Source organism: Clostridia bacterium (assembly GCA_035561135.1).
In the GTDB taxonomy this organism is placed as follows: Bacteria; Acidobacteriota; Terriglobia; order Terriglobales; family Acidobacteriaceae; genus DATMYA01.
The window spans coordinates 335,433-356,956 of sequence record DATMYA010000008.1; the positions used below are offsets into that span (position 1 = coordinate 335,433).

The following is a 21,524-nucleotide window of genomic DNA, read 5'->3' on the forward strand; positions in this document are numbered from 1 at the left end:
ATGCTTTGCGGCTGAAAGAACAGGAACGATCATATGTCCGACTGCCTTTTCTGCAACATCATTGCCGGCAAGATTCCTTCGAAGAAGGTTTACGAGGACGAGCGCGTCTTTGCCTTCGAAGACATCCATCCGCAAGCTCCCACTCACGTGCTCATCATTCCGAAGCAGCACATTGAGGGACTGAACAAGGCCAAGCCGGAGGATGCCGAAATCATCGGATACTGTCACCTGATGGCCGCGAAACTCGGACGCGAGCGCGGAATCGAGGATGGCTACCGCACGGTTCTTAACGTCGGGCCAAAGGCTGGACAGTCCGTATTCCACCTCCATCTGCACCTCATCGGCGGGCGCGATATGAAGTGGCCTCCGGGATAGCACGATCCCCGGGTAGAAGTGCGCGCTTGAAGAAGGCCTGTCAGGTGCTTAGAACCATGTAGGTGGAGCAGCCTTCAGGCCGGTTGAGATTGCTAACAAAGTAGAGCGTCATGTCGACCGGAGCGCGAAGGGGAGACAGCTTGTGTTTCGTTTGCGGCGGAAACACAAAATGTTTCGACTACGCGCCGCGACAAGACGGGCGCTCCGCTCAACATGACGACCTGATTTGAAGTTTACGCCGCGCGATAGCGTCCGCTGTAGATCGCAAAGGAACGTTGCCAGACTCCGATGAGCATTGCGAACTGTGGCAGCAGCCGCGCGAAGCCGTCCACCAATTCCTCTATCTCTCTCCACTGCTCGGGCGAAACGTTGCGCACCAGGTTGCGGTGATCCCTTACGGGCATGCCGGTAATCAATCCCATCGAGCGTCGCATCACTTCATCGCGCGCGCGCAGGAAGCTCGGCTCGGCGAAGACCTTTTTGGTGTCCATCCAGACCTGCGCCAGGTATCCGGGAAAAGGAATCAGCGCGCGGAAGGCGCTTGGAATATGCTTCGTACCCGTAGCGCGCCGGACGTCGGAGAAGAGCAGCCAGACGCGCATCCCCGCTTCGCTTTCATTTGGGATGTGCAGCGTCACTAATCGGGAGAGTGCCGGAGACTGCTTTGCCGTGCTGACGCGCCCTCTTTGCCCGCCAGAGTAGCCGCGCTGCATGAGTCGCGAGAACAGCACCATGCGCGGCATGGCGCGCGCGAAGACTCCCACCACTGCGGCCAGCACGCCAATATCCCCGGTCGGAATCTTCTGACCCGCCAGCGTGCGCTCCTGGTCTCCGAAGCGCCACCCGCCGGTGATCACTTGCGACCGGATGAACTCATCCAGCGCTGCGGACGCTGACTGGAATTCGCGCGAACCGGCAACGTGTTCCAGGTCGCGCCACATCGCCTTCATGTATTCAGGGTTTCCGGCTGAGAGCTTGAAGATGGTTGGAACGTAGGGCAGGTCAAAGGCAGCTCGCACATCGGAGTAGATGTGCCGCAAGTCCGGGCTGACTTCGTGTTCTTCGTAAGCGCGGGTGAGAGGCATAGGTCGCCTGAGTCCTCCAGGAATGGCTCGTACTCTGGGGGGCTCACCCGTTGGACGGCATTGGGCGGCCTGGCAGTTGCCGCCCTCGCCAGAAAACCTCTCGAGAAACTACTCTGCCTGATCGACTTCTTCCGGCGCACCGTAGCGACGGAGCAGTTGTCCGAGGTTCTGCGAGAAAGCCGAGCGCGGCAAAACCATATCGCAACCCGCCTCTTGCGCCTTCATTTTCAGCTCGCCCTGAACGTGCGAAACGAAGCCGATGATGTTCGTGGCCTTCTTCAATTTCGTTCGAAGTTTCGGGATCGTTACGAGCGGCTTGGCTCCGGCATTGTTCAGGTCGAAGATGATGAGCGCAGGCTTCTCTTCCGACTTCTCCAGCCGCTCCAAAACCTCCTTGTCGGCTTTCACAAACTCAACTTTCACGTTCAGCTTGCGCGCCGTCTCCTGAATTTTCGCAAGGAAAAAAAGATCATCGACAAAGGCAAATATCCGTGGAGCAAGATCGTTGCGCATCGGCAACGGCTCAGGATCGGCAGGGACGAACTGCTTCGGCCCGAACCCAGCGCGCTGCCTTCCGGAGCGTTGGTTGGTCGCACTCCCGTTGTTGCCGTTCTGAAGCGACCTGTAGCTGTGGTCCATGGGAGCCGTGTAGATATCGGAATCGGGCGTCTTGTGCTTGCCGGGACGCGGCGCGCGCGGAGGACGCGGCGGCTGCGCACCAGTCTTTCGCGGATGCGGCCCCCCAGGGCGGCCCGACTGCGGGCGTCCACCGTGCTGCTGGCCAGGGTGACGTGGGCCGCGCGATTGCGATTGCCCGCGCGATTGCGATTGGCCGCTGGACTGGCTGGGCTGCGATTGGCTGCCAGGTTGCGATTGGCTGCCGCGTGGCGGGCTGCCCGATTGCGGGCGTGCGCCCGGCTGCTGACCTGCTTGCGTGCCCTGTCCGCGGCGTCCACGACGGCGCCTGCGGCCTCTCCCGCCGGAGCCTCCGGAGGGATGGTTCGGTCCATTATTCATAGATTCTGTGTCTTCTCTTTTTCGTTTACTTGCGAGTTCCCGGTTGTTGAATCCCGCTCCGGCCGGTGCTATGCCTTGGGAGAAACGGCTGCCGGTGCGATGCACGTCGCGGAGAGAACATCAGTCCGCGTTTTCGTGATTCGGTTCTTAATTCTTCGTATCCTTCCGGGGGCCTTTGCAAGCGTCAGTGGGGTGTTCGCTTACGGCCCGCACCGGAAGGCGCGGTCATGAGGACAGACGATAGTAACTGTCACTCGGCTTCTTGCGCAAGTAAGCACTCCTCTCTCGAGTGCGCCCACGCAGACTGCAAACTACGGAACCGGATCCCAAACGAAACACACTGCTTTGCTGAAACTAAAAATAACGAACAATCACGATGTGCAGTTGAGTGTTTGCTGACCTGGCGGAGGAACATGCGCACAGCACGTTCTGACGGAACCGCGTTTGCGTTCCCCCACTTGAAGCATTATGACCCAGGAGCCAGTGCAGCTACAACCATGTAACGCATGAAATATAAAGCGCATCGAAAATATCGCGAGCACTTCGTGAGACTTCTTGCGGCTTTTTTGCCATCGGCTTACAGCAAATCACCGCGACTTCCACGGGTGCAGCAAGCCCTTGAACTGATAAACGAGTTCACTGCGCACAAAGTGCCCGGATGTCTGTCCGCTGTAAAAGTTGCCCGGCAGCAGCGATTCATATTGCAGATGGCCGCGCACGGCATCGTTGAGTTTGAAATCTACACGCGCCTGCAATAAGTCTCCGCGATGTTTGCCCTTTGAAAAAACCGAAGCCTCTCCCGGAAATGGATGGAACGCGCGCATATGGTAATAGGTCGCACGCAGTGCAACTTTCTTGTGCGGGGTAAAGCCAGCCTCGGCCTGCATCAGGGCGGTATTAGTCCAGTAGCTCACGCCCTTCTCGCGAACCTGGCTATAGATGTAGAGGTCGCTCCACCTCGGCCAGCGTGAGAACAAAGGATCCCAGCCCTCGACTGCATCAGTTCGTGGATCGTCGCCGGACATTGCCCAGTTACCGGCGAGCACATACGGGGTCCCGCGCGCGACAAAGCTCTTTTTGACGTACCCGTAGGCTGACCAGCCTCGCACATCTACGCCTGGATGCTGACGCCCAAGCTGCAATGCGGCCTCGCCAGTCGCCGTGAATCCCTTGCCGAATGTCTGCACCAGGCGTCCGCCCGTGGTGTGCAGGTATCGATCAGACTGGAACTGCGGGTTCGTTTTCGCGCGATAGTCATGCAATTCTTTTTTGTAGAAATAGTACGATTCCCACTCGCTGCGAGAATGGTTCTTGTCGCTGTAGTAAAGGCCGATTGCCTGCTCGTCCCACTCGTTGAGGTATTTGTCTTTGTTGTTGACGCGCGGCAGGAAGCGGTCACGACGCGGGTTGTAGATTCCGATCAGCTCCAGATTCGACTTCCGCCACGAGTACGAAAGATTGATGGCGTTGTAGTAAAAACCGCGGGAGCCCTCCAGCGGACTACCGTCCATCAGCACCATGCCTTCGCCGCGAAAAAAGTTTTGCCTGCCAACGCGCAGATTCAGGCCTCGCGTGAACAGGTCCTTTACATTCACGTAGAACGAGTCAACAAAAACCTCATCCGGATCGAACTTCAGCTCCGGCGTAGCCTGCTTTTTGAACTCATTGCCTAGCTGCATGAAAACGTCGACATGCTGTCCGAGTGGCACATTCGTCCAGAACTTGGTGCGGAAACGAAACTGATTGCGGCTGTCAGGCAACGTTGAGTTGAAATCAACGTTGTTCCAGGCTTCGCTGCGAAAACGCCCCTCGAAGCCATACTCGATGAGCTTTTTGCTTTGAGCTGCCGAGCCTTGCGTCACTGCACGCTCTTCTCCGGCCAATGCAGTGAGCGAGCAAAAAAGGGTTAAGGTCGCAACGAACGCGAATCTAATTTTCATTGATGATGTCTTTCGATGGAGTCAGCCTGGGCAGTAAATCGACGAGAGTACATCCTGAGCGGCAACACGTAACAGTGTCTCGGCGGATGAAGAGAGCTTAAGCGTGATCTGAAAAACGCTGGTGGCCGATTTGGGAAAGAGAGATGGTGGCCCCCACAAGACTCGAACTTGTGACCTCTCCCGTGTGAAGGGAGCGCTCTAACCAACTGAGCTAGGGGGCCATAATAAACGCCCATTCCGCAAGCCTTGAAGCGAACTTCTGGCCCGGAGGGCGCACCGGCAGGCTCGACCAGCGGTCGTTCTGCGCGAGACAATTGTACCAGAACTCCACGGACGCTAAATGACCAGACACACTCGCTGGCGGCAGCGGCCACTATGATGCAATAATCTCCCTTTCTAAGCGACAAGCCTCCAGTGAAGCCCGAGTCGGACGCCAACAACACGAAACAGTACGGTGCAAACCCGGAGAACGAATCCGGCAGGGATAGATTTGCGCAACTTTCCGAAACGCAAAGGGTTACATCTGTCATGGGCAGCGTTGCCATCGACGGCATGCTCCCGCAGGGCAGCCGCGGCGCAAGTGTACCGCGCACCTCAGCGGGCGAAGGCGTACGCGTGAGACGTACCGATCCCGCCGCGCTTGACGGCCTCACGGATGCCGAGATTATGTTGCGCGTGAAGGCGGGCGATGACGCCGCCTTCAATTTTCTGATCGAGAAGTTTCGCCGTCCCCTGATCAGCTTTATGTATCGCATGACGCACAACAGCGCCACGGCGGAAGAGCTTGCACAAGAGGTTTTCCTGCGCATCTATCGTTCTCGGGTAAGCTATGCCGCCGATGCGAAGTTCACGACGTGGATGTATCGCATCGCAACCAACCTCGCTGTGAACCATGCCCGCGATACTCGGAATCAAAGGCCCGAGGTCACGGTCAGTATTGACGAGTCAGACGAAGCTTCAGGGCCTGCGATCGATGTAGCAGATGCGACGCCAAACATTGAGCAGCGGTTGTTACGGCGTGAACGATTGGAAGCCATCCGAAACCATGTAAACGCGCTCCCTGAACGACAGCGCGCTGCCGTGCTCATGCACAAGTACCAGGAAATGGATTATCGCCAGATCGCACAAGCGCTTCATCTGAGTGAGTCGGCGACAAAGTCGCTGCTGTTCCGCGCATATGAAACTCTGCGCGACAAGCTGAAGGAATTTGTTTAAGAGGTAGGTATGAACTGCAATCGTATTCGCGAAGAACTCGTCGATGTGGCAAGTGGCACTCCAGCCTCGCCGGAAGTTGAAACGCACGTGCGCTCATGCGCTGAGTGCGCCGAGGTGTTGGCCGGGTTGCGACAGACGATGGCATTGATGGACGAGTGGCAGACGCCTGAGCCGTCGCCGTATTTCGACGTACGCTTGCGGGCTCGCCTGAGAGAGGAACAAGCGCGACCGCATAGCTGGCTCGAATGGTTGCGCAAACCAGCGCTGGGCGTAGCCGCCACAGTTCTGGTTGCTGTCGGTATCGGGCTGTTCCAGGGCGGGCACAACCTAAATGATGGCGCGGCAATGCAGAGCTTACAAGGCCCGGTGGAGCACACGACTGTGGCGCAGAAAGGCACAGCCGTCGGAGACCTGCAATTTTTGGAGAAAAACTCGGAGTTACTATCCGACTTCGACGCACTTGACGTTCTGGATACTCAAGACGTGAACTCAACGCAGTTGAATTAACATACCTTGTTGATGGACGGGCTAAGCGGAAGCAAGTTTAACTATTGGGCGTGAAGTGAACACTTCTAAACACATTATTGTGGTCGTCATGATTGCCGTGCTGGCGGGTCCCGCCTTGGCACAGCACGGACGGCCTTGTTGCGACGCGCCACCGCCAGGCGGAAGGCCTCGCCCCAGCTTTGGAGACAATGCGGGGCAGGACAGCACGCAAAACCGACTGCCCGACCGGCGCCGGCCTGATCGTGACGACCGAAATCCCCGCGCCGAAGCGCCCAGTCGCGACGGCCGCAAGCCCGACCGCGATGCATCCGGCTTCGACCAGCGCAAATCTGGACGCTTTCGCGGTCACGGCCCACATGTCGGCGACTGGCTGCGGAGATACATGGCAATCCCTCCGGCTGAGCAGCAGAAGCAACTTGAGCAGGATCCTGCGTTCAAGCAACTGCCCGCCAATCGTCAGCAGCGCCTTCGCCAGAAACTGAACGACTTCAACCAGCTCCCGCCAGATCAAAGGAAGCGCGTGCTGAACCGCATGGAAACGTTCGAGCAGTTATCCCCCGACCAACAGCGGCGCGCTCGTGAACTGTTCTCAAAATTCCGGCGTATCGATCCCGAGCGTCGTGGGACGGTCCTGCGCGAACTGAGGCGTTTGCGTGATATGAATCCCGACGAGCGGCAGAAGGCACTGGACTCGAACCGGGGTAGCTTCTCCGATCAGGAACGCGAGTTGCTGAAAGGTCTAACCGAACTGGAGCCGGGTGGGTCCAGCGAAGACCTGGAGCCCGGCCCAGGACTGTAGCGCCGCGACATACTTTAGGACGCGCACCAGCCGGAACATCTCGTTGGGTACTTGCTCGACGGCCAAACACGATCAAACAGAGCTGCTTCCTAGTTGAAGCTGGCCATCGTGCGCCGAATGGAAAGTGCCAACTGTCTGACATCGTCTACGTCGGAAGCATCTGGCGACATTTTCAGATAATCTTCGAAGTCATTCGCTGATCCCTTCAATTGCCCGAGGTTATAACGCAACAGGGCGCGCTGCTTCACGTCCTCCGGCGATCGCGGATAGATTGCGAGGATGAGGTCCACTACGGTAAGTGCCTTGCGAAAATTTCGCGAGGTCAGGTAAATGTTCTTGAGGTTGTTCAGCATGCGCGTGAGTATCTGGCGCTTGCCCACGCTGTGTAAATACTCAGGCTCCAGCGGCGCCTGCCCTGCGTAGATTTCGTCTAGCCGAGCCTGGCAGTCGCCCTCATGAATGACCTGCCCGCCTTCAAAGGCGTCGATCAACAGGTGATGCCCATCCACGTCATAGAACTTGAGCAGGAAATGCCCGGGCATACCAACGCCGAACAGCGGCAAGCCAACCCGTCGCGCAACTTCCATGTAAAGGACCGACAACGTGATCGGGATTCCAAGCTTTCGGTCGATGACTTCGTTCAGATATGAGTTTCGCGGGTCGTAGTAGTCGGTTCGATTGCCACGAAATCCCTCTTCCTGGAACAACACACGATTGACCGCGTCGATGATGCGCGCCGACTCGGTCGAGTCCTGCATGATCCCGCGCGCCCGCACAGCCAGTGACTCGACGCACCCAGCGTACTTAGCAATATCGATCGCCGGGTACACCGTTCGCGCGATCACAAGAGCAGCGCTTAACAGGTCTATGCTCTCGTCTTCAACGCCGGGCGCAAGCATAGTTGTAAACAACTCTACTGCCTCACGCACGACCGGTTCTGAACGGTTCCGCACCTCCAAATGCTACCAGAACTTTCAAACGGCAGACGGCAGGCGCGAGACGTCAAACCACCACCAAACTCCTCAACCAGCGATTCCTTCCACGTTAACTTCGCGAACGTGAGGCACCGTCGGCGTCGAATGCGGGCCGCCTGCCTCACTACGAATGTAGTAAGACACACAGATGAGTTTCTGCTCAATCTGCCGGTACTCCAAGCGGGCTTCTCACCAGACCACTCGGTTCCGCTTGCGGGATCCGCAGGTCCGGCATTGGCTTGCCCGCAAATAGCCGCTGGCAAGGTTTCGAAAGCCATCGTGCCCAGCGGGCCGAGGACTTCACCCGGGCGCTATCAGACGCGATGCCACTGTCGGCGTACATCTGGCGATAGATCTTGGAAATTAGCATGAAGGCAAGGCGCGCACGGATCGACTTGATAAACGTAGAACGCTGCCAGATGGCGCCCGTGCTGTAGAACGTGTCCCACACGCGCTGCGTCCGCGACGCAATCTCCTGGTGTGACATCACGGGATGCGGCCATGAAAGCTTGGGCCGGAGTTCTTGCGGGATTAACCAGCGCCGCGAGAGCGGAATGCCCGCAATCTTTGTCTCTGTCGCCTGTTCCGTTTTTTCCCAATGCATGAAGTCAATCGTTCCCGGGAAGGGCGTGAGCATCACGAACTGAGCGAAGGCAAGGTCCGCGCGGTTCGCAATCGCCGCTGTTGCGTCAAACGTGGACGGCCGGTCACTCGGCAAGCCGAAAATAAACGAGCCCAGGATGTACACGCCGTGCTCGCGGAACTTCTTCAATTGCGTCACCAGTTCTTCACCCACGGCGTTGAAACCTTTGTACACGTCCTTCAATCCTTCCGGCGTGACGGCTTCCACTCCTACAAGCGCCCCACGAATGTGAGCAGCTTTCATCGCTTCGAGGAACTCCGTATCTTCGGCAGCCTCCATCGTGATCTGCGTGAAGAAGACGGAATCGGACGGAAGCTTAGCCAACCTGGCCATCAACTCGAAACGTTCGGCGCGGATGCTCCGCAACTCATGCAGATGCGCCATGTTCTTTTGGTTCTCGGCGAGCCTCAGATCGGTCAGCGTCACGGGATAGAAATTATCATCGGCAAGCGCGATGAACCGAAAGCCCATGCGCCGCAACTCTACAATCTCCTGAACCACGGCGTCCGTCCCGCGCTGGCGCGGGTTCTGCCCGTCTGTCCGCCACACGGAACAGAAGGAGCAATGTTTCGGACACCCGCGTACCGTCTGCACAGAGGCCCACATGTATCGTTTGCGATTGATCAACTCCCATCTTGCAGGCGCGAAATCGCCGGCGTCGATTCGCCCGCCTTCGTACACATTCTGCAAAAGACTATTCTGGCAATCGGCGAGTACGCGCGACCACACCACGTCTCCATCGCCTTTCACCACCGCGTGCGCTCCACCCAGCGAACAAGCTTCTTCCGGATACAGGGTTGCGTGAATGCCCCCGTACACAACCTTCGCGCCGCGTTCACGCGCGATCTTTCCAATCTCGTATCCCCTGAGCGCGTTTCCCGTATGGATCCCAATACCAACGATGTCGCCTGGCGCGATGGTGGAGGCGTCTAACGGCTCCAGAGTTTCATCGACCAGCACAGGATCACCAAAACTCTTCGGAGTGGCACCCGCCAAAACGTAGAGCCATCGCGGGGTGATTACAGCCGTCCCAAACGAAACGTGACTAGGATTGACCAGGTGAATCTTCAAACAGAGCACCTCCGTGCGGCGCGCGAGTTACGTGCTGCCTCGTGTGAACCAGTAACGGGATGACCACATTCGGCATTGCCCCGACAATATCGAAGCCCTTCAGATTGTGCCGGATGTTTGCAATAGCTTCGATGCCTAGGATTTAGTCACCATCATAGTCTTTTCGCGAGGTTTGCTGCGCGACGGCAGCAATCGTCGAGGGTACCGCTGGGAGGCTCATTCCGCGGCGCGGACGATCATCACCGGGCAAGGGGCCCTGCGAATAATCGCTTTGAGGGTGGTTGCATGCTCCCGTTCCCACTCACCCCTCCAAGCCAGGACAATCAGGTCACTTGCATTCTCGTCCGCGAAGCGCAGCACCTCTTCATCCGGCGATCCACGGGCGAAGGCCATATGCACGTTCAGGGATTCGAGCGGGCACACGCAATGAAGTCGATCGACGAACTCCCCGGCCCAAGCGGGCCATTCGTACTGCGGCTGGTCCATGTAACGAAACGCCAGTGAACCGCGTTCATCAGGCGGACGCGCAGCAGGGGCGGCGATGTGCAATAGATTCAGCTCCGCATTGGCATAGCGAGCCAAGTTAGCAGCCGGACGGATCGCGACGCTCGTCCTCGACGTGCCATCGTGCGGAACGAGGATTCGGCGGAGCGACCAAGGTTCTGCACCGCGCTCGGGATTCACCAGCACGACCGGACACGTGGTGGCCTTCAGGATGCCGAGCGCAGTGCCGCCCAGTATCCTGCCGGACACTGCTAAGGCTGTATGAGTGCACATGACGATGAATGCGTATTGCGACTCGCGTGCCGCCTGAATGGTTCCAGCCGCAGGCTCGCCTGTGTTCGTGTTAAGGACCGACCCACGGAGCTCTTCTGTGTTCAGACCCAAGGGCTCGAGCACCTCGGCTGGACACGCAACCTCGCGGGCAATGTGCACGAGGTGAACTATCGCGCTCTCCAATTCCGCTAGAACATTCGCCACTGGCAACGCGCTCAACGATTGCTCGGAGCCGTCCAGCGGAACTCCAACGACGGGCATGTTCATGGATGCGCCTCCTGAGCCGGTGCCACGCCTTGCGCTTGCTGGCGTAGTTCGAATGCCACGCGCTCTCCGCGCCACTGAACTGCGAACCGAACTTCTCGCCACGAGGCCGGCAATTGAGGGTTGGCTCGCGGCCCTTCCGGGGTCAGATTGAGACCGGCGAACCCGAAAACAACCGCCTGCCACAATCCGCCGAGAGCGGCTGCATGCACTCCGCCTGCTGCATTGCCCATGTTATTAGCAAGATCGATCTCGGCGGTCTGCTTGAAAAAGCACTCCGCAAGTTCGGTGTATCCGAGTCGCGCAGCAATGGCCGCATGGACCGGTGGACTTAGCGAGCTACCATGCCCGCTTCTTGGGAGGTAATAGCGGAAGTTGGCCTGGTGGACTTCGACGGGGAACCGGTCCCAGAGCAGGTAAAGGAGCATCAGCACATCTGCCTGCTTTATGACCTGGGAGTGCTGGATGCGTTCGCGACCGAGAAGAACGTCCATGGCTGTCGTCCTCGGCTCGTACGATTTGATGTCGATCTCCTCGAGTCCGAAATAGCCCTGGAACTGTTCGAAAAGGCCGGTGCGCGTGTCAAAACCCAAGTACATATTCTGCGCTACACGAAGCCAACCCTCCCTTTCATCGGAGCCTATGCGAAGACGTCTAGACAACTCACGACACTGATCAGGCCAACGCTGATCCAGTAAAGAAAATGCCTCGGCGGCTGTCTCCAGGTTCCACTTCGCCATGCCATTCGTGTAGGCATTATCGTCAACCGATTCGTGGTACTCGTCCGGGCCAATCACCCGCCGGATGTGATACCGGCCGTCTTCTTCGGGCTGAGCGCGTATCGCCCAGAATCGGGCCGTTTCGAAGAGAATCTCAGCGCCTGCCTCGATGAGAAATTGCTCGTCGGCGGTGGCCTGCCAATAACTCCAGACGCCATAAGCCACGTCGGCGCTGATGTGGTGCTCCTGCTCCGCGGCCAACACGGGAATGACTTTGCCATTCGGCATGATCACGCAGCTCGGCGTCACGTCATCACCCGTTTCGGCCGACTCCCATGCATACAGCGCTCCGTGATAGCCGAGCCGCGCCGCTCGGGCACGAGCCGCCGGAAGCGTGTTGTAGCGGTACATGAGAAGCGCACGAGCCGCTTCGGGGTACGTCAGAAGGAACAGAGGCAGGACGAAAATCTCAGTGTCCCAGAAGACATGGCCTTTGTACGCAGGCCCGGTAAGGGCGCGGGCGCCGATGGAAACGTGTTCGTTTTCAGGATTTGCCGCGCTGATGAGGTGATAGATGGCGAACCGAATCGCCCTTTGTGCATCGGCATCGCCTTCAATCACGATATCCGAGGCGTCCCAACGCTTCTCCCATGCGGCGGTGTGATCCTCGACGGCAAGTTCGATGCTGTTTTCGTACGCATGCTGTACTGTCTCGCGAGCTGCTTCGAGAGGTTGATTGGAGTCCTGAGACGTGTGCACGCCCACAAGCCGGTCAAGGCGGCAGGTCTCCCCGAGATCCACCTCGACGGTCCATGGTTCGGGTTCCCCGTCGCATTTCCTTTGAGGCTGAGGTGTCCGCCTGCCCTTTGAATCCTCGATATGGCTTCGGGCGAAAAGCCCAATCGAAACTCCCTGCCCCGTTCGCATTAGCAGCGAGCGTGAGAACGCTGGCGACGCGAAGCTCACCGAGCCGCTGTAGTTCTCTGGCGTGATCGTGACAGACTGCAGGAGAAGATGACGATCGGCCAGGCTGGCCAGGCGCATGCCCCTAACGGAAGTTATTCGACCGGCTGAGTCCCGATGACGCCAATGCCGCCAGAGAATGCCATGGCGCAGGTCGAGTATCCGCCGATGTTCGAGTTGCTCGCCCGAATCGAGCCGAAGCGTGTTGCCGTCCACGGAGATAGAGAGTTGACCCCAGTTGGGAGCGCGCGCCAACCCCGGCACTGCTGCGCCCGGTTCTGAATCGAACACGCCGGCGACAAACGTTGCAGGCGCTGAGATAACACTTCCCTCGGCCAAAGAGCCTCTAGACCCGACGAAGCCGTTGCTGCTTGCGAACAGAGACTCAATTTCGTGCTCACGCGCAGGAACAAACCCTTCCTCGACCATAAACCACTCAGGCCTTTGTTCCGGCAACGAGGGCAATTCCAAGGGGTAGAGCGCGGCCTGGGCTGCGAGCAGTGTGGCGAACATTGGCGGCCCCCCAGGCATGTGCACGACTCCACCTGGGACACCGCCCGGTTCCGGCCCAACGGAAATGAAGGTTACGCCCGCGCCTGCGATGAGCATCCGGGAATCGCTACCCGGAAATCCGGCGATGGGACCAAATTCGTCACCGCAGATCAGTATCTCCTCTGGCCGGACACCACGGGGGACCGCGAGATCGCTGATGACCCACGCCACGGAGTCGGCCTTGTCGGTTAGGCCAATCTCCACGTGTTTCACATCGCTCGTGATCCGCGCATCCAGCAGTCCCTTCTCCCGTGCGACGCATTGGGCAAACTCGATGATCTCTTGTATTCCGCCCGTGATTCCTGCCTCCACGAGCCGCGTCTCGACAGCCAGGAACAAATCGCCGAGCGCGGACTTGGGCGGCTCCTTCCATTCCTCCAGCGGAATGAGATCCACCTTGCGGCGGTTCAGCCGGTCATAGATGACCCGCACATCAAGTCCGGTTCGAGAAACGACATGATCGCGCACGGCGTCGGCAACCCGTGTAAGTTTTCGCTCCTCTTCTGGACTGGCTGTTCGCTGCCAGAGCAACGTCGGCTCAAACCTCTCGTCGAAGCCGTAGACCTCGGAACCCCGGTTCGTCGCAAGATAGAGATTCCGCTTGTGTCTTCCCCTGATGGCACGCGAGAGCTGACAATCGATGTTGCGCAGGTTCGTGCCGCTAATAACAACGGCTAGCACACCGCACCGAAGCAGACGCTCCAGCGGTCCACGTACGGGAGTGGCATCCTCTGCTCTGCTCGCGACGGCAGTGCCGTCCCAATCGAAAGCGATGATTCGAAAACGGCGGTCTGCTACCAGCGAGGGTTTCACTCGAGCGCCTCAACTTGAACTTGGGGGAGCAGTCTACAAACGGCCTCGGCCGTCCCTAGCGCCGTACCCAATGTCATGGCCGTAGCTGCCCCGGCGGACGTGCCCAGGCGCAAGCCATGCTCGATGCCGTCCCCACGTGCGAGTGCTACGGCCAGGCCCGCCACCATTGCGTCTCCCGAGCCGACGGTGCTCCGTCGCTCCACCTTGGGCGGAACCACACGCCAGACATGCTTCCCCTTTACACAGATCGCGCCTTGGGAGCCCATTGATACAACTACGATGCCGATGCCATCAGCGGCGAGTTCTCTCGCCGCACGAATAATCGCTGCAGTGCCGGTAAGCTTCTTTCCGACGAGCCTCTCTGCCTCAGCAATATTGGGCTTAATGAGGTCCGGCCGCGCGGTGACTCCATGCCGAAGAGCATCGCCGTCGGCATCGAGAATGACTTTCACCCCGCACTCCCGAGCCATATGCACGTAGCTCGCAAAGGTATCCGTAGGAATGCCAGGAGGAAGGCTTCCGGCGAGAACGAGCACCCTTCCTGCCTGAAGCCAGAAGCGCAAAAGGGCGTCAAGTGATGCGAGCGAACTCGGAGCGACCTCGGGACCAGGGCCGAAGAAACTCGTCGCTTGGCCGGCGCGATCCACAACAGTCATGTTCACGCGCGTCTGGCCCGGAACCCGAACGAAGTGGTACTGGACCTCCTCAACTTCCAACGCCTTCTCAATAATGTTGCCCGTCTCTCCTGCAAGCAAGCCAAAGGCAATGGTCGGCCATCCCAGTCGGTGCACCATCCGCGAAACGTTGATGCCCTTGCCTGCCGGATCGATCTGCGTATCGATGACCCGGTGAACGCTTCCAGGCTGGAGTCGCTCCACCCAGGCGGTCTGGTCAACGGCGGGATTAGGAGTCAACGTGATGATCATGCAAACCTTCTTTCCTGCTCGGCAGTATGGCCAGGCACACTCCGGTGATTACTACGCTTAATGCGCAGCAGGCTGATGCTTGCCTGTGCTGATATCGGCGCAACTAGCTGGCCTTCTGGTGGTCATTTCCTGCCCAGGAATCGGATCCGTGCGGTGAATGCACGGCGCGCGGTGACGCTGTACTGAAGAAAGTTTGCGGCATCGACATTGTTCTGCACGACGAGCGGGTTCTTGCTGCCGGTGATGTCCTCGAAACCCCCACGCAGCGCAAGGTTGTAACCCTTCAACGTAAAGCGACGCTCGAGAAACGTGTTGATCATCAGGAAATCGGGAAACCGGCGAGAGTTAGCTGCGCCAACGAGTTGCTGGGATTGGTTGAAAACGCTGAACGGGAACCCGGTGTGCCACTCCCCCGAGTAACCGAAGGCCCACTTCTTGAGGTGCGGTACGGGGAGGAATCCCCAGGAAATGATCTTATTCGGGGCATCCCACGATAGCGGTCCTGCGGACTGCGGGCTGAATACGGGATTGTCGATCGAGTAGTCCAGTACGGCGGAAGCGTGCGCGGTGGAACGCGTATATGCTGCGAGGAGCTCGTGACCTTCGCTGAAGGTGGCACGCGCGCTAACTTGCAACGCACGGTATTGGGTTGTCCGATTGTTGCCAAGCCGAAGTTCGCTTGCAATCGTGCCGGCTCGCAGCAGGTCAGTTGCGAAATCGTGCGAGGTGTGGCGGTCGATGTAATCAGCAGTAACGATCAAGTTCCGCGTGAGTTGGTGTTCAAGTCCGAAGCTCCAGTTCCGCGATCCCGGCGGCCGCAATCCAGCAGCTGGCGCAACAAACGTTGTGGTTACCGGCGCACCGATCACGACAGTTCCCGTTGCGTCGTAGATATACTGCGTTCGCGAACCCTGCGCTGGACCACCCAACAAGTTCAATGTCGGGTAATCGTGAAACCAGCCTATGCCAGCGCTCAACTTGGTTACGGGGCCCAGCATGTACGTTGCGGCAATGCGAGGAGAGAATGCAGCCTCGCCTAACGCTGTGTCGTGGTCGGCGCGCACCCCCACTTCAATCAGCAATCGCGATAGAGGCGCCCAGCGATCCTCAATGAAACCACCATAAACGGCCTCGGACTGTCGCGAACGCGGAATGCTGTTGAAAAGTATTCGGCTGTACAGCGTTTGATCTTCGCGCAGTATCGAGATTGGCGTGCGCGACACGGCCATGGTCTCGTCGGTCTTTCGAGCAACGGCGCCGAACCGGAACTCGTGGGTGCCGCCCAGGTGGAACCGCGGCAGATATACATTCAACTGGGGCTCGAGACGTCCGGAACTTGTCCACTGCGAACGATAGAAATTGCCGTGCGCAATTCCCGGACTGATTACGAAAGGCAAAGATCCGAGCGGAAGCGCGCGATCATGGTAACGGCTCACCGCGAGCGCTACCTCGATCATTGTGCCGCCCGCGAGGTAAATCTGATCACGGGCCGTGGCAAGGTAGGAAGAATGAGCCTCTTTCAACGTTGTTTCAATCGGCGTAAGGGGGGAAATGCCACCGAAAGCCGTTCTCGTTCCGTTGACTAGAAAGCTCGTAGTGAAAATGTTTCTTGGTGTCAGGTTGACTTGAACCTTCGCCAAGTTCGAAATCCGCCACATCGTGTTGCTGTTCTGGCCAGGCGGAAGCTCTGAGACGATGTTGTTGTCGTATTCGGCATCGGGCGCAAGCAGGAACCACGCACGCCCCTTCGCGATCGGACCGGAGAAAGTAACCCGGGGAGTTACCTTATCGAGATGGACCCCCTGCTTAAGCTTCAGAGAAGGGACGAAGTTTGTTGCGGAAAACCGAAAGCGGTCATCGCCGGAGATGCTTGTAAACGCCGTCACACCCCCGGATGCGGGACCAAACTGAGCCGAATATCTACTGTCCTGGACATCGATTGCTCGAACAGCATCGGTAGAAAATCGCGTGTTCAGCTCTCCTGTCGCTGGATCGGAAATGACGAACCCGTCGAGAACCGTAAGCGTTTGATACGTTTCTGCGCCGGCCAGATGAATCTGCCCCAACCGATCCCGCATCACTCCTGGAATGAAGGGGAGCGCCTGACGGATGTCACGGGTTACAGGGAACGGGATGTTAACAATTTGTGTGCTGTCGAGGGACCGCGCAGCGGCAACCTGCTGTGCGTCAACCGCAGGCGGCGAGGCAGTCACCTGCACCGACTCTTTGATCTCCTGCGTGTGAGCGAGTGTTACTCGGAGCTGGCCAGTGTCAGATGGTCGAACGTCGCGTAACACGGCCTGGTAGTGCCCGACTTTCGTGACTAAAACCTCATAGGAACCAGCGGGTGCGGCGAAACGGCAGTTCCCGGCAGGATCTGTCGTACAACGCAAGCTCACCATGCCGCGCATTTCGATGCTGGCCCCCGGCACTGCGACGCCGTTTTCATCTACGACTGTGACCAGCAGCGATGTCTGGGTTACAGAGACGGAGTACACGAGCGTAATGAAAACCAGAACTCTCAGGGACACTCGTTTTATGATGCGGCGGAAAGCAACTCCGTAACGCGACTGTGGTGCATCGACGTTTGTTGGGCGGCGCTCGGGCAGACATGCTGCTGATGGACGGCGACCCTTCGAAATCGTCTGGCAAATCACGAGCGCGACTTCGTACAATCAGTAAGGCGGGACAATTCCCCGTCCAGCCGCTCCATGCCGTTTACTCGGTGCTGCTGCCGCTCGCGCTCTCGAGTTCGTAGATGCACACGGTCTTAACGTTCACAAACTCGCGGATCCCGTTGACGCTCAACTCGCGTCCGTAGCCAGACTGTTTCACTCCTCCAAACGGAATGCGCGGATCGGATGCAACCATACCGTTGATGAACGCCATGCCCGCTTCAATTCGTTCGATGAAGATGCTGCGCTCGTGTTCATCGTTCGACCACAGACTTGAGCCCAGGCCAAACTTCGTGTCATTCGCAATCTCTATGGCGTTCGCCATGTCACGAGCACGGAACAGCGATGCCACCGGACCAAACAGCTCATCATCGTGCGCAGGTGTGCCTTTCGGAATGTCGGCCAACGCAGTAGGTGCGTAAAAAAATCCAGGACCATCCAGGCGCTTGCCGCCGCATAACACGCGCGCACCAGCCTTCACTGTCTCTTGCACCTGCCTTTCGAGATCGCCTAGCACATCCTCTGTGGCCAGAGGACCAACGTCCGTCTTCTCATCCATGGGGTCGCCAACCTGGAGTTCCTTCATTCGCTCCGCAAATTTCTGTTCGAACTCCTGCGCGATCTTCTCGTGTACGATGAAGCGCTTCGCCGCAATGCAAGATTGCCCGTTGTTAATTGTCCTCGCCTGTACCGCTGTGTTCACGGTGCGGTCCAAATTCGCGCTCGGCATCACGATGAACGGATCGCTGCCGCCGAGCTCAAGCACAGACTTCTTGATGACCTTCCCGGCGGTCGCGGCCACGCTCCTTCCTGCATCAACGCTGCCCGTCAGTGTCACCGCGGCAATGCGCTCGTCTTCAATAATGCGGTTCACCTTGTCGGAGCCGATGAGCAGCGTCTGGAATGTTCCCTCCGGGAATCCTGCCTGCTTGAAAACGTCCTCGATCGCCAACGCGCATTGCGGAACATTTGACGCGTGCTTTAGCAGTCCAACGTTTCCAGCCATCAATCCCGGAGCGGCGAAGCGGAACACCTGCCACATTGGGAAATTCCAGGGCATGATTGCCAGCACAGCTCCGAGTGGCTGATAGGTTACGAAACTCCGCGTAGGCTCCGACCCTTCCTGATCATCTGCCAACAATCGCTCGGCATTTTCGGCATAGAAGTCGCATCCGCGGGCGCACTTCTCCACCTCCTGCACCGCAGCCCCGATCGGTTTGCCCATCTCCATGGTCATCAGGCGTGCATACTCTCGCTTGTTCTGCTCGAGCACTTTCGCAGCCTCACGCATCATTTTGCCGCGCGTCGTGAAAGGAGTCTTCCTCCATGCCCGGAACGTTTCACTCGCAAGCTGGAGTTTTTTGTCTATGTCGGAGTCGGAAAGTGAATCAAAGCTGCGGAGAACTTCTCCGGTTGCAGGATTCTGCGTTCTGATTGGCATTCGTCGATGCAAACCGCGTTAGCGGCGCCCTCTAGAGTTGATAAGATTAGCAGTTACGATGTTGAAGATCATAGCAGCGATGTCCAGCGCCAAACTCGATTCGAAACGGGGTTGAGCCATCGCTCATCTCCGCAGAAATGGAACACAAGAGCAGAACGTCTTCGCAAATTCTCAAGATCATTAGCGCACCAAAATGTGCATTGAAGGTGAGCCATCATGGATCGCCTCCATTACCATGGAGTCCTGTATGCCTTTTCCCATCAAAGTCTGCATCATCTGCTCGGAAGAGTTCGAGTTGAAGCCAGATAAACCTGGTTTTGCCAACCGCTGCCCAGATTGCAGCACACCTGAATCAATTGACCCCGAGACTAAGCGCCGCATGGACGCAGATGAACGCAGGGCCGAGAGTGAAGCAAACGAGGCCAGGAGGCACGCGATTCGCGACCTTCTTTACCGGAAGGATAGCTAACGGTAATTCCGGGTACACCTACTCCGAAGGCGACAGGACGAAGCGCGAACCCAAGTCAAAAACTTAACCAGATTTCATTCCGGCTGGCGGGAATACGCAGTTCGATCCCGCGCTCGCGATTGGCCAAAACCGTTGCATTGATGTCGAGCATGGAAATGGGAATGTTGCGTTGCTGGCGGTCGACAGTAACGCTCAGATTATCCGCAGTCAGCATATAGTGCGGAGTTTCCAGCCGCTCTCCATTCAGCAAAATAAATATTGCAGACGATTGAGCTTTCATGGCGGGTGCATTCGCAACGCCCGGAATTTCGATGAGCTTCGGTGTGATAGCCGGAGGTTCTGGTACCCGCGATTGCTGATTTCCCTGCTGCAAAATAATGACTGGAGGCGCAGGCGGATTCATCGCTGCTTCAGCATCGGACTGGTCGTACCCAAACGGCTCGTCGTACCAGAACGGAAGAAAGAAGGAACCGAAATTGTGGGAATGTCGAAAGTGAGGACGTCCCACAAAAATGCCGTTGCGGGGGCCGGGATGATGGCCGCGAACCCCAACAGGCGCAGCACCTGGCACAACACCGCGCTGCAACATGCCGCTTCCGCTTCTCTGTGCTTGTGCAGGCCCGGCAAAAAGGACAAAAGCAATCATCAGCGAGGATAAGGCTGCCCTCGACATACGTATAGTTTACGCCTGAATCGTATGTGTCAGGTTGCGAGGAGAGGCAGCTTGGCCGAAAGTGCCGGATTGCCGATTGCGGTTCGAGGCTTAAGAAAAATCAGTGCACCAAAAAGGAGCGCCTGCGCTGTTGCGACTTCGTGAATCGCACATTGCTGCGCAAGCGCCCCTTGGAATAAAGGTCAAAAAAGCAAGCATCCAACTAGCCGGTCCGCTTCAGAAACTCCGCCATCACGCGCCTCCGCCCAGCACCTTATACAAGGTGACGAGATTGGACATTCGGGCCATACGCAGTGTGACCAGACCCTGCTGCGCACCGTACAGCGAGCGCTGAGCAACAAGCACGCTCAGGTAACTGTCGATACCTGCCCTGTAGCGAGCCTCGGAAAGTCGATACGTTTCGTCCAGCGCATTCACTAACGCCTGCTGCGCGTCTTGCTGTTCGGTCAACCTTTTCCGCAGAGCCAGTGAGTCGCTAACTTCGCGGAAGGCCGACTGTATCGATCTTTCATATTGAGCGGTGGCGAGGTCGCGATCCACTTTCGAGACCTTGAGATTTGCTCGACGGGCGCCAGCATCGAAGATGGGCAAGACCGCCTGCGGAGCGAAATTCCAGGTCTTCGACCCGCTCGTTACCAAGTTCGACAAATCACCACTCATATACCCAGCGCCGGCGGTCAATGCGATCCGCGGGAAAAATGCGGCGCGGGCTGCCCCAATGTTGGCGTAAGCAGCTTTCAACTGGTGCTCCGCAGTCAATATGTCTGGACGGCGGAGCAGTACTTCCGATGGCACTCCGGCGGAGACATCCTTCAGCGTGCGATCGGTACCCAGTTGTGTGGGCAGCAAACTTGGCGCCACTGGCGTTCCGACAAGCAGGTTGAGTGCATTTTCATCCAGAGCCACTTGCCCGTTGTATTGAGCGATGTCAACTCGCGCCGCTTCCACCTGGCTCTGCGCTTGCCGCAGATCGAGGTCCGAGGCGATGCCAGCTTCCCGTGAGCGCTGAATCAGTTCGTAAGAAGCCTGTTGCGCGTCGAGAGTGGTTTGAGCTAAACGCAGATTCTCCCGATCTGCAGCAAGTGTGAGGTAAGTGTTAGCAACCGCAGATACCAATGAAATTTGCGCAGCGGAGCGGGCCTGCTCCGTCGAGAGGTAAAGTTCCAACGCGCGGCTTTTCAAGCTGCGGACGCGCCCGAACAGGTCAAGCTCCCACGAGGCGGCACCGAGGCCCACGTTGTATTGTTCCGCTTTGTAAGTCCGGCCGGTCACCGACATGTCTTCCGGAACCTGGTAGACCTGTCCGTCGGCAGAAGCTGCAACCGTGGGATACTGCTCGGCACGTTGAATGCGGTAGAGAGCTTGAACCCTCTCGGCATTGAGTGCGGCCACCCTGAGATCGCGGTTGTTGGCCAGAGCCAATTCGATCACCGATTGAAGCTCTTTGTCGGTGAAGAACTCCCGCCATTTCAGACTAGCGACATCAGGCGCATCCGGAACGCTGGTCTCACTTGCAGTGCTTTCCGGCCAAGCAGGAGGAACTGGCAACGTGGGACGTTCGTATTTCGGACGTACACACCCGCCCAGGCAAGCGGCCATCGTTATGACAATAAGTATTCGATACAT

Annotated in this window: 16 protein-coding genes and 1 tRNA gene; 4 read left to right on the forward strand and 13 right to left on the reverse strand. The window is 57.9% G+C overall.

The window, feature by feature from the left end; translation table 11 throughout:
- Positions 1 to 33 precede the first annotated feature (33 nt).
- Positions 34 to 375: a histidine triad nucleotide-binding protein gene (locus VN622_01660; GenBank protein ID HWR34560.1), complete on the forward strand. Its 342-nt coding sequence runs from the start codon at positions 34 to 36 to the stop codon at positions 373 to 375.
- Positions 376 to 608: 233 nt separating this feature from the next.
- Here VN622_01660 and VN622_01665 read toward each other — a convergent pair whose 3' ends face one another.
- The 4 genes from VN622_01665 to VN622_01680 all read right to left on the reverse strand — a co-directional run bounded on the left by VN622_01665 (position 609) and on the right by VN622_01680 (position 4,638).
- Positions 609 to 1,460, reverse strand: coding sequence for a halocarboxylic acid dehydrogenase DehI family protein (locus tag VN622_01665; GenBank protein HWR34561.1), 852 nt, complete (start codon positions 1,458 to 1,460; stop codon positions 609 to 611).
- A gap of 108 nt (positions 1,461 to 1,568) precedes the next feature.
- Positions 1,569 to 2,477, reverse strand: a complete 909-nt coding sequence (locus VN622_01670; GenBank protein HWR34562.1) for a response regulator — start codon at positions 2,475 to 2,477, stop codon at positions 1,569 to 1,571.
- Positions 2,478 to 3,064: 587 nt separating this feature from the next.
- Positions 3,065 to 4,417, reverse strand: coding sequence for an alginate export family protein (locus VN622_01675; GenBank protein HWR34563.1), 1,353 nt, complete (start codon positions 4,415 to 4,417; stop codon positions 3,065 to 3,067).
- Positions 4,418 to 4,561: 144 nt separating this feature from the next.
- Positions 4,562 to 4,638 (reverse strand) — tRNA-Val (locus VN622_01680).
- A gap of 193 nt (positions 4,639 to 4,831) precedes the next feature.
- Here VN622_01680 and VN622_01685 point away from each other — a divergent pair.
- Genes VN622_01685 through VN622_01695 form a run of 3 tightly spaced genes read left to right on the forward strand, consistent with a single transcriptional unit; the run spans position 4,832 to position 6,938 of the window.
- Positions 4,832 to 5,632 (forward strand): RNA polymerase sigma factor, encoded by an 801-nt coding sequence (locus VN622_01685; GenBank protein ID HWR34564.1) that lies wholly within the window; start codon positions 4,832 to 4,834, stop codon positions 5,630 to 5,632.
- 9 nt (positions 5,633 to 5,641) lie between these two features.
- Complete coding sequence (locus VN622_01690; protein HWR34565.1) at positions 5,642 to 6,139, forward strand: hypothetical protein; 498 nt, start codon at positions 5,642 to 5,644, stop codon at positions 6,137 to 6,139.
- Between the two features lie 55 nt (positions 6,140 to 6,194).
- Positions 6,195 to 6,938, forward strand: coding sequence for a DUF3106 domain-containing protein (locus VN622_01695; GenBank protein HWR34566.1), 744 nt, complete (start codon positions 6,195 to 6,197; stop codon positions 6,936 to 6,938).
- An 89-nt stretch (positions 6,939 to 7,027) separates the two neighbouring features.
- Here the strand turns inward: VN622_01695 and VN622_01700 are convergent, their stop codons facing one another.
- From VN622_01700 to VN622_01740, 9 genes are all read right to left on the reverse strand, one after another.
- Positions 7,028 to 7,849, reverse strand: coding sequence for a transglutaminase-like domain-containing protein (locus VN622_01700; GenBank protein HWR34567.1), 822 nt, complete (start codon positions 7,847 to 7,849; stop codon positions 7,028 to 7,030).
- Between the two features lie 223 nt (positions 7,850 to 8,072).
- Complete coding sequence (locus VN622_01705) at positions 8,073 to 9,635, reverse strand: radical SAM protein (GenBank protein ID HWR34568.1); 1,563 nt, start codon at positions 9,633 to 9,635, stop codon at positions 8,073 to 8,075.
- A 207-nt stretch (positions 9,636 to 9,842) separates the two neighbouring features.
- Positions 9,843 to 10,670 (reverse strand): universal stress protein, encoded by an 828-nt coding sequence (locus tag VN622_01710; protein HWR34569.1) that lies wholly within the window; start codon positions 10,668 to 10,670, stop codon positions 9,843 to 9,845.
- Positions 10,667 to 13,714: a glycoside hydrolase family 65 protein gene (locus VN622_01715; GenBank protein HWR34570.1), complete on the reverse strand. Its 3,048-nt coding sequence runs from the start codon at positions 13,712 to 13,714 to the stop codon at positions 10,667 to 10,669. The genes VN622_01710 and VN622_01715 overlap by 4 nt, the downstream gene beginning before the upstream one ends.
- Positions 13,711 to 14,640, reverse strand: coding sequence for a 1-phosphofructokinase (gene pfkB, locus VN622_01720; GenBank protein HWR34571.1), 930 nt, complete (start codon positions 14,638 to 14,640; stop codon positions 13,711 to 13,713). The genes VN622_01715 and pfkB overlap by 4 nt, the downstream gene beginning before the upstream one ends.
- A gap of 122 nt (positions 14,641 to 14,762) precedes the next feature.
- On the reverse strand, positions 14,763 to 17,297 hold the full coding sequence (locus tag VN622_01725) for a TonB-dependent receptor (protein HWR34572.1): 2,535 nt from the start codon (positions 17,295 to 17,297) through the stop codon (positions 14,763 to 14,765).
- Between the two features lie 61 nt (positions 17,298 to 17,358).
- Positions 17,359 to 18,756 carry an NAD-dependent succinate-semialdehyde dehydrogenase gene (locus VN622_01730; protein HWR34573.1) on the reverse strand — a complete coding sequence of 466 codons (1,398 nt, stop codon included), beginning with the start codon at positions 18,754 to 18,756 and terminating at the stop codon, positions 17,359 to 17,361.
- A gap of 524 nt (positions 18,757 to 19,280) precedes the next feature.
- A complete protein-coding gene (locus VN622_01735; protein HWR34574.1) occupies positions 19,281 to 19,628 on the reverse strand; it encodes a hypothetical protein in 348 nt (115 codons plus the stop codon).
- Between the two features lie 501 nt (positions 19,629 to 20,129).
- Positions 20,130 to 21,524 carry an efflux transporter outer membrane subunit gene (locus VN622_01740; protein HWR34575.1) on the reverse strand — a complete coding sequence of 465 codons (1,395 nt, stop codon included), beginning with the start codon at positions 21,522 to 21,524 and terminating at the stop codon, positions 20,130 to 20,132.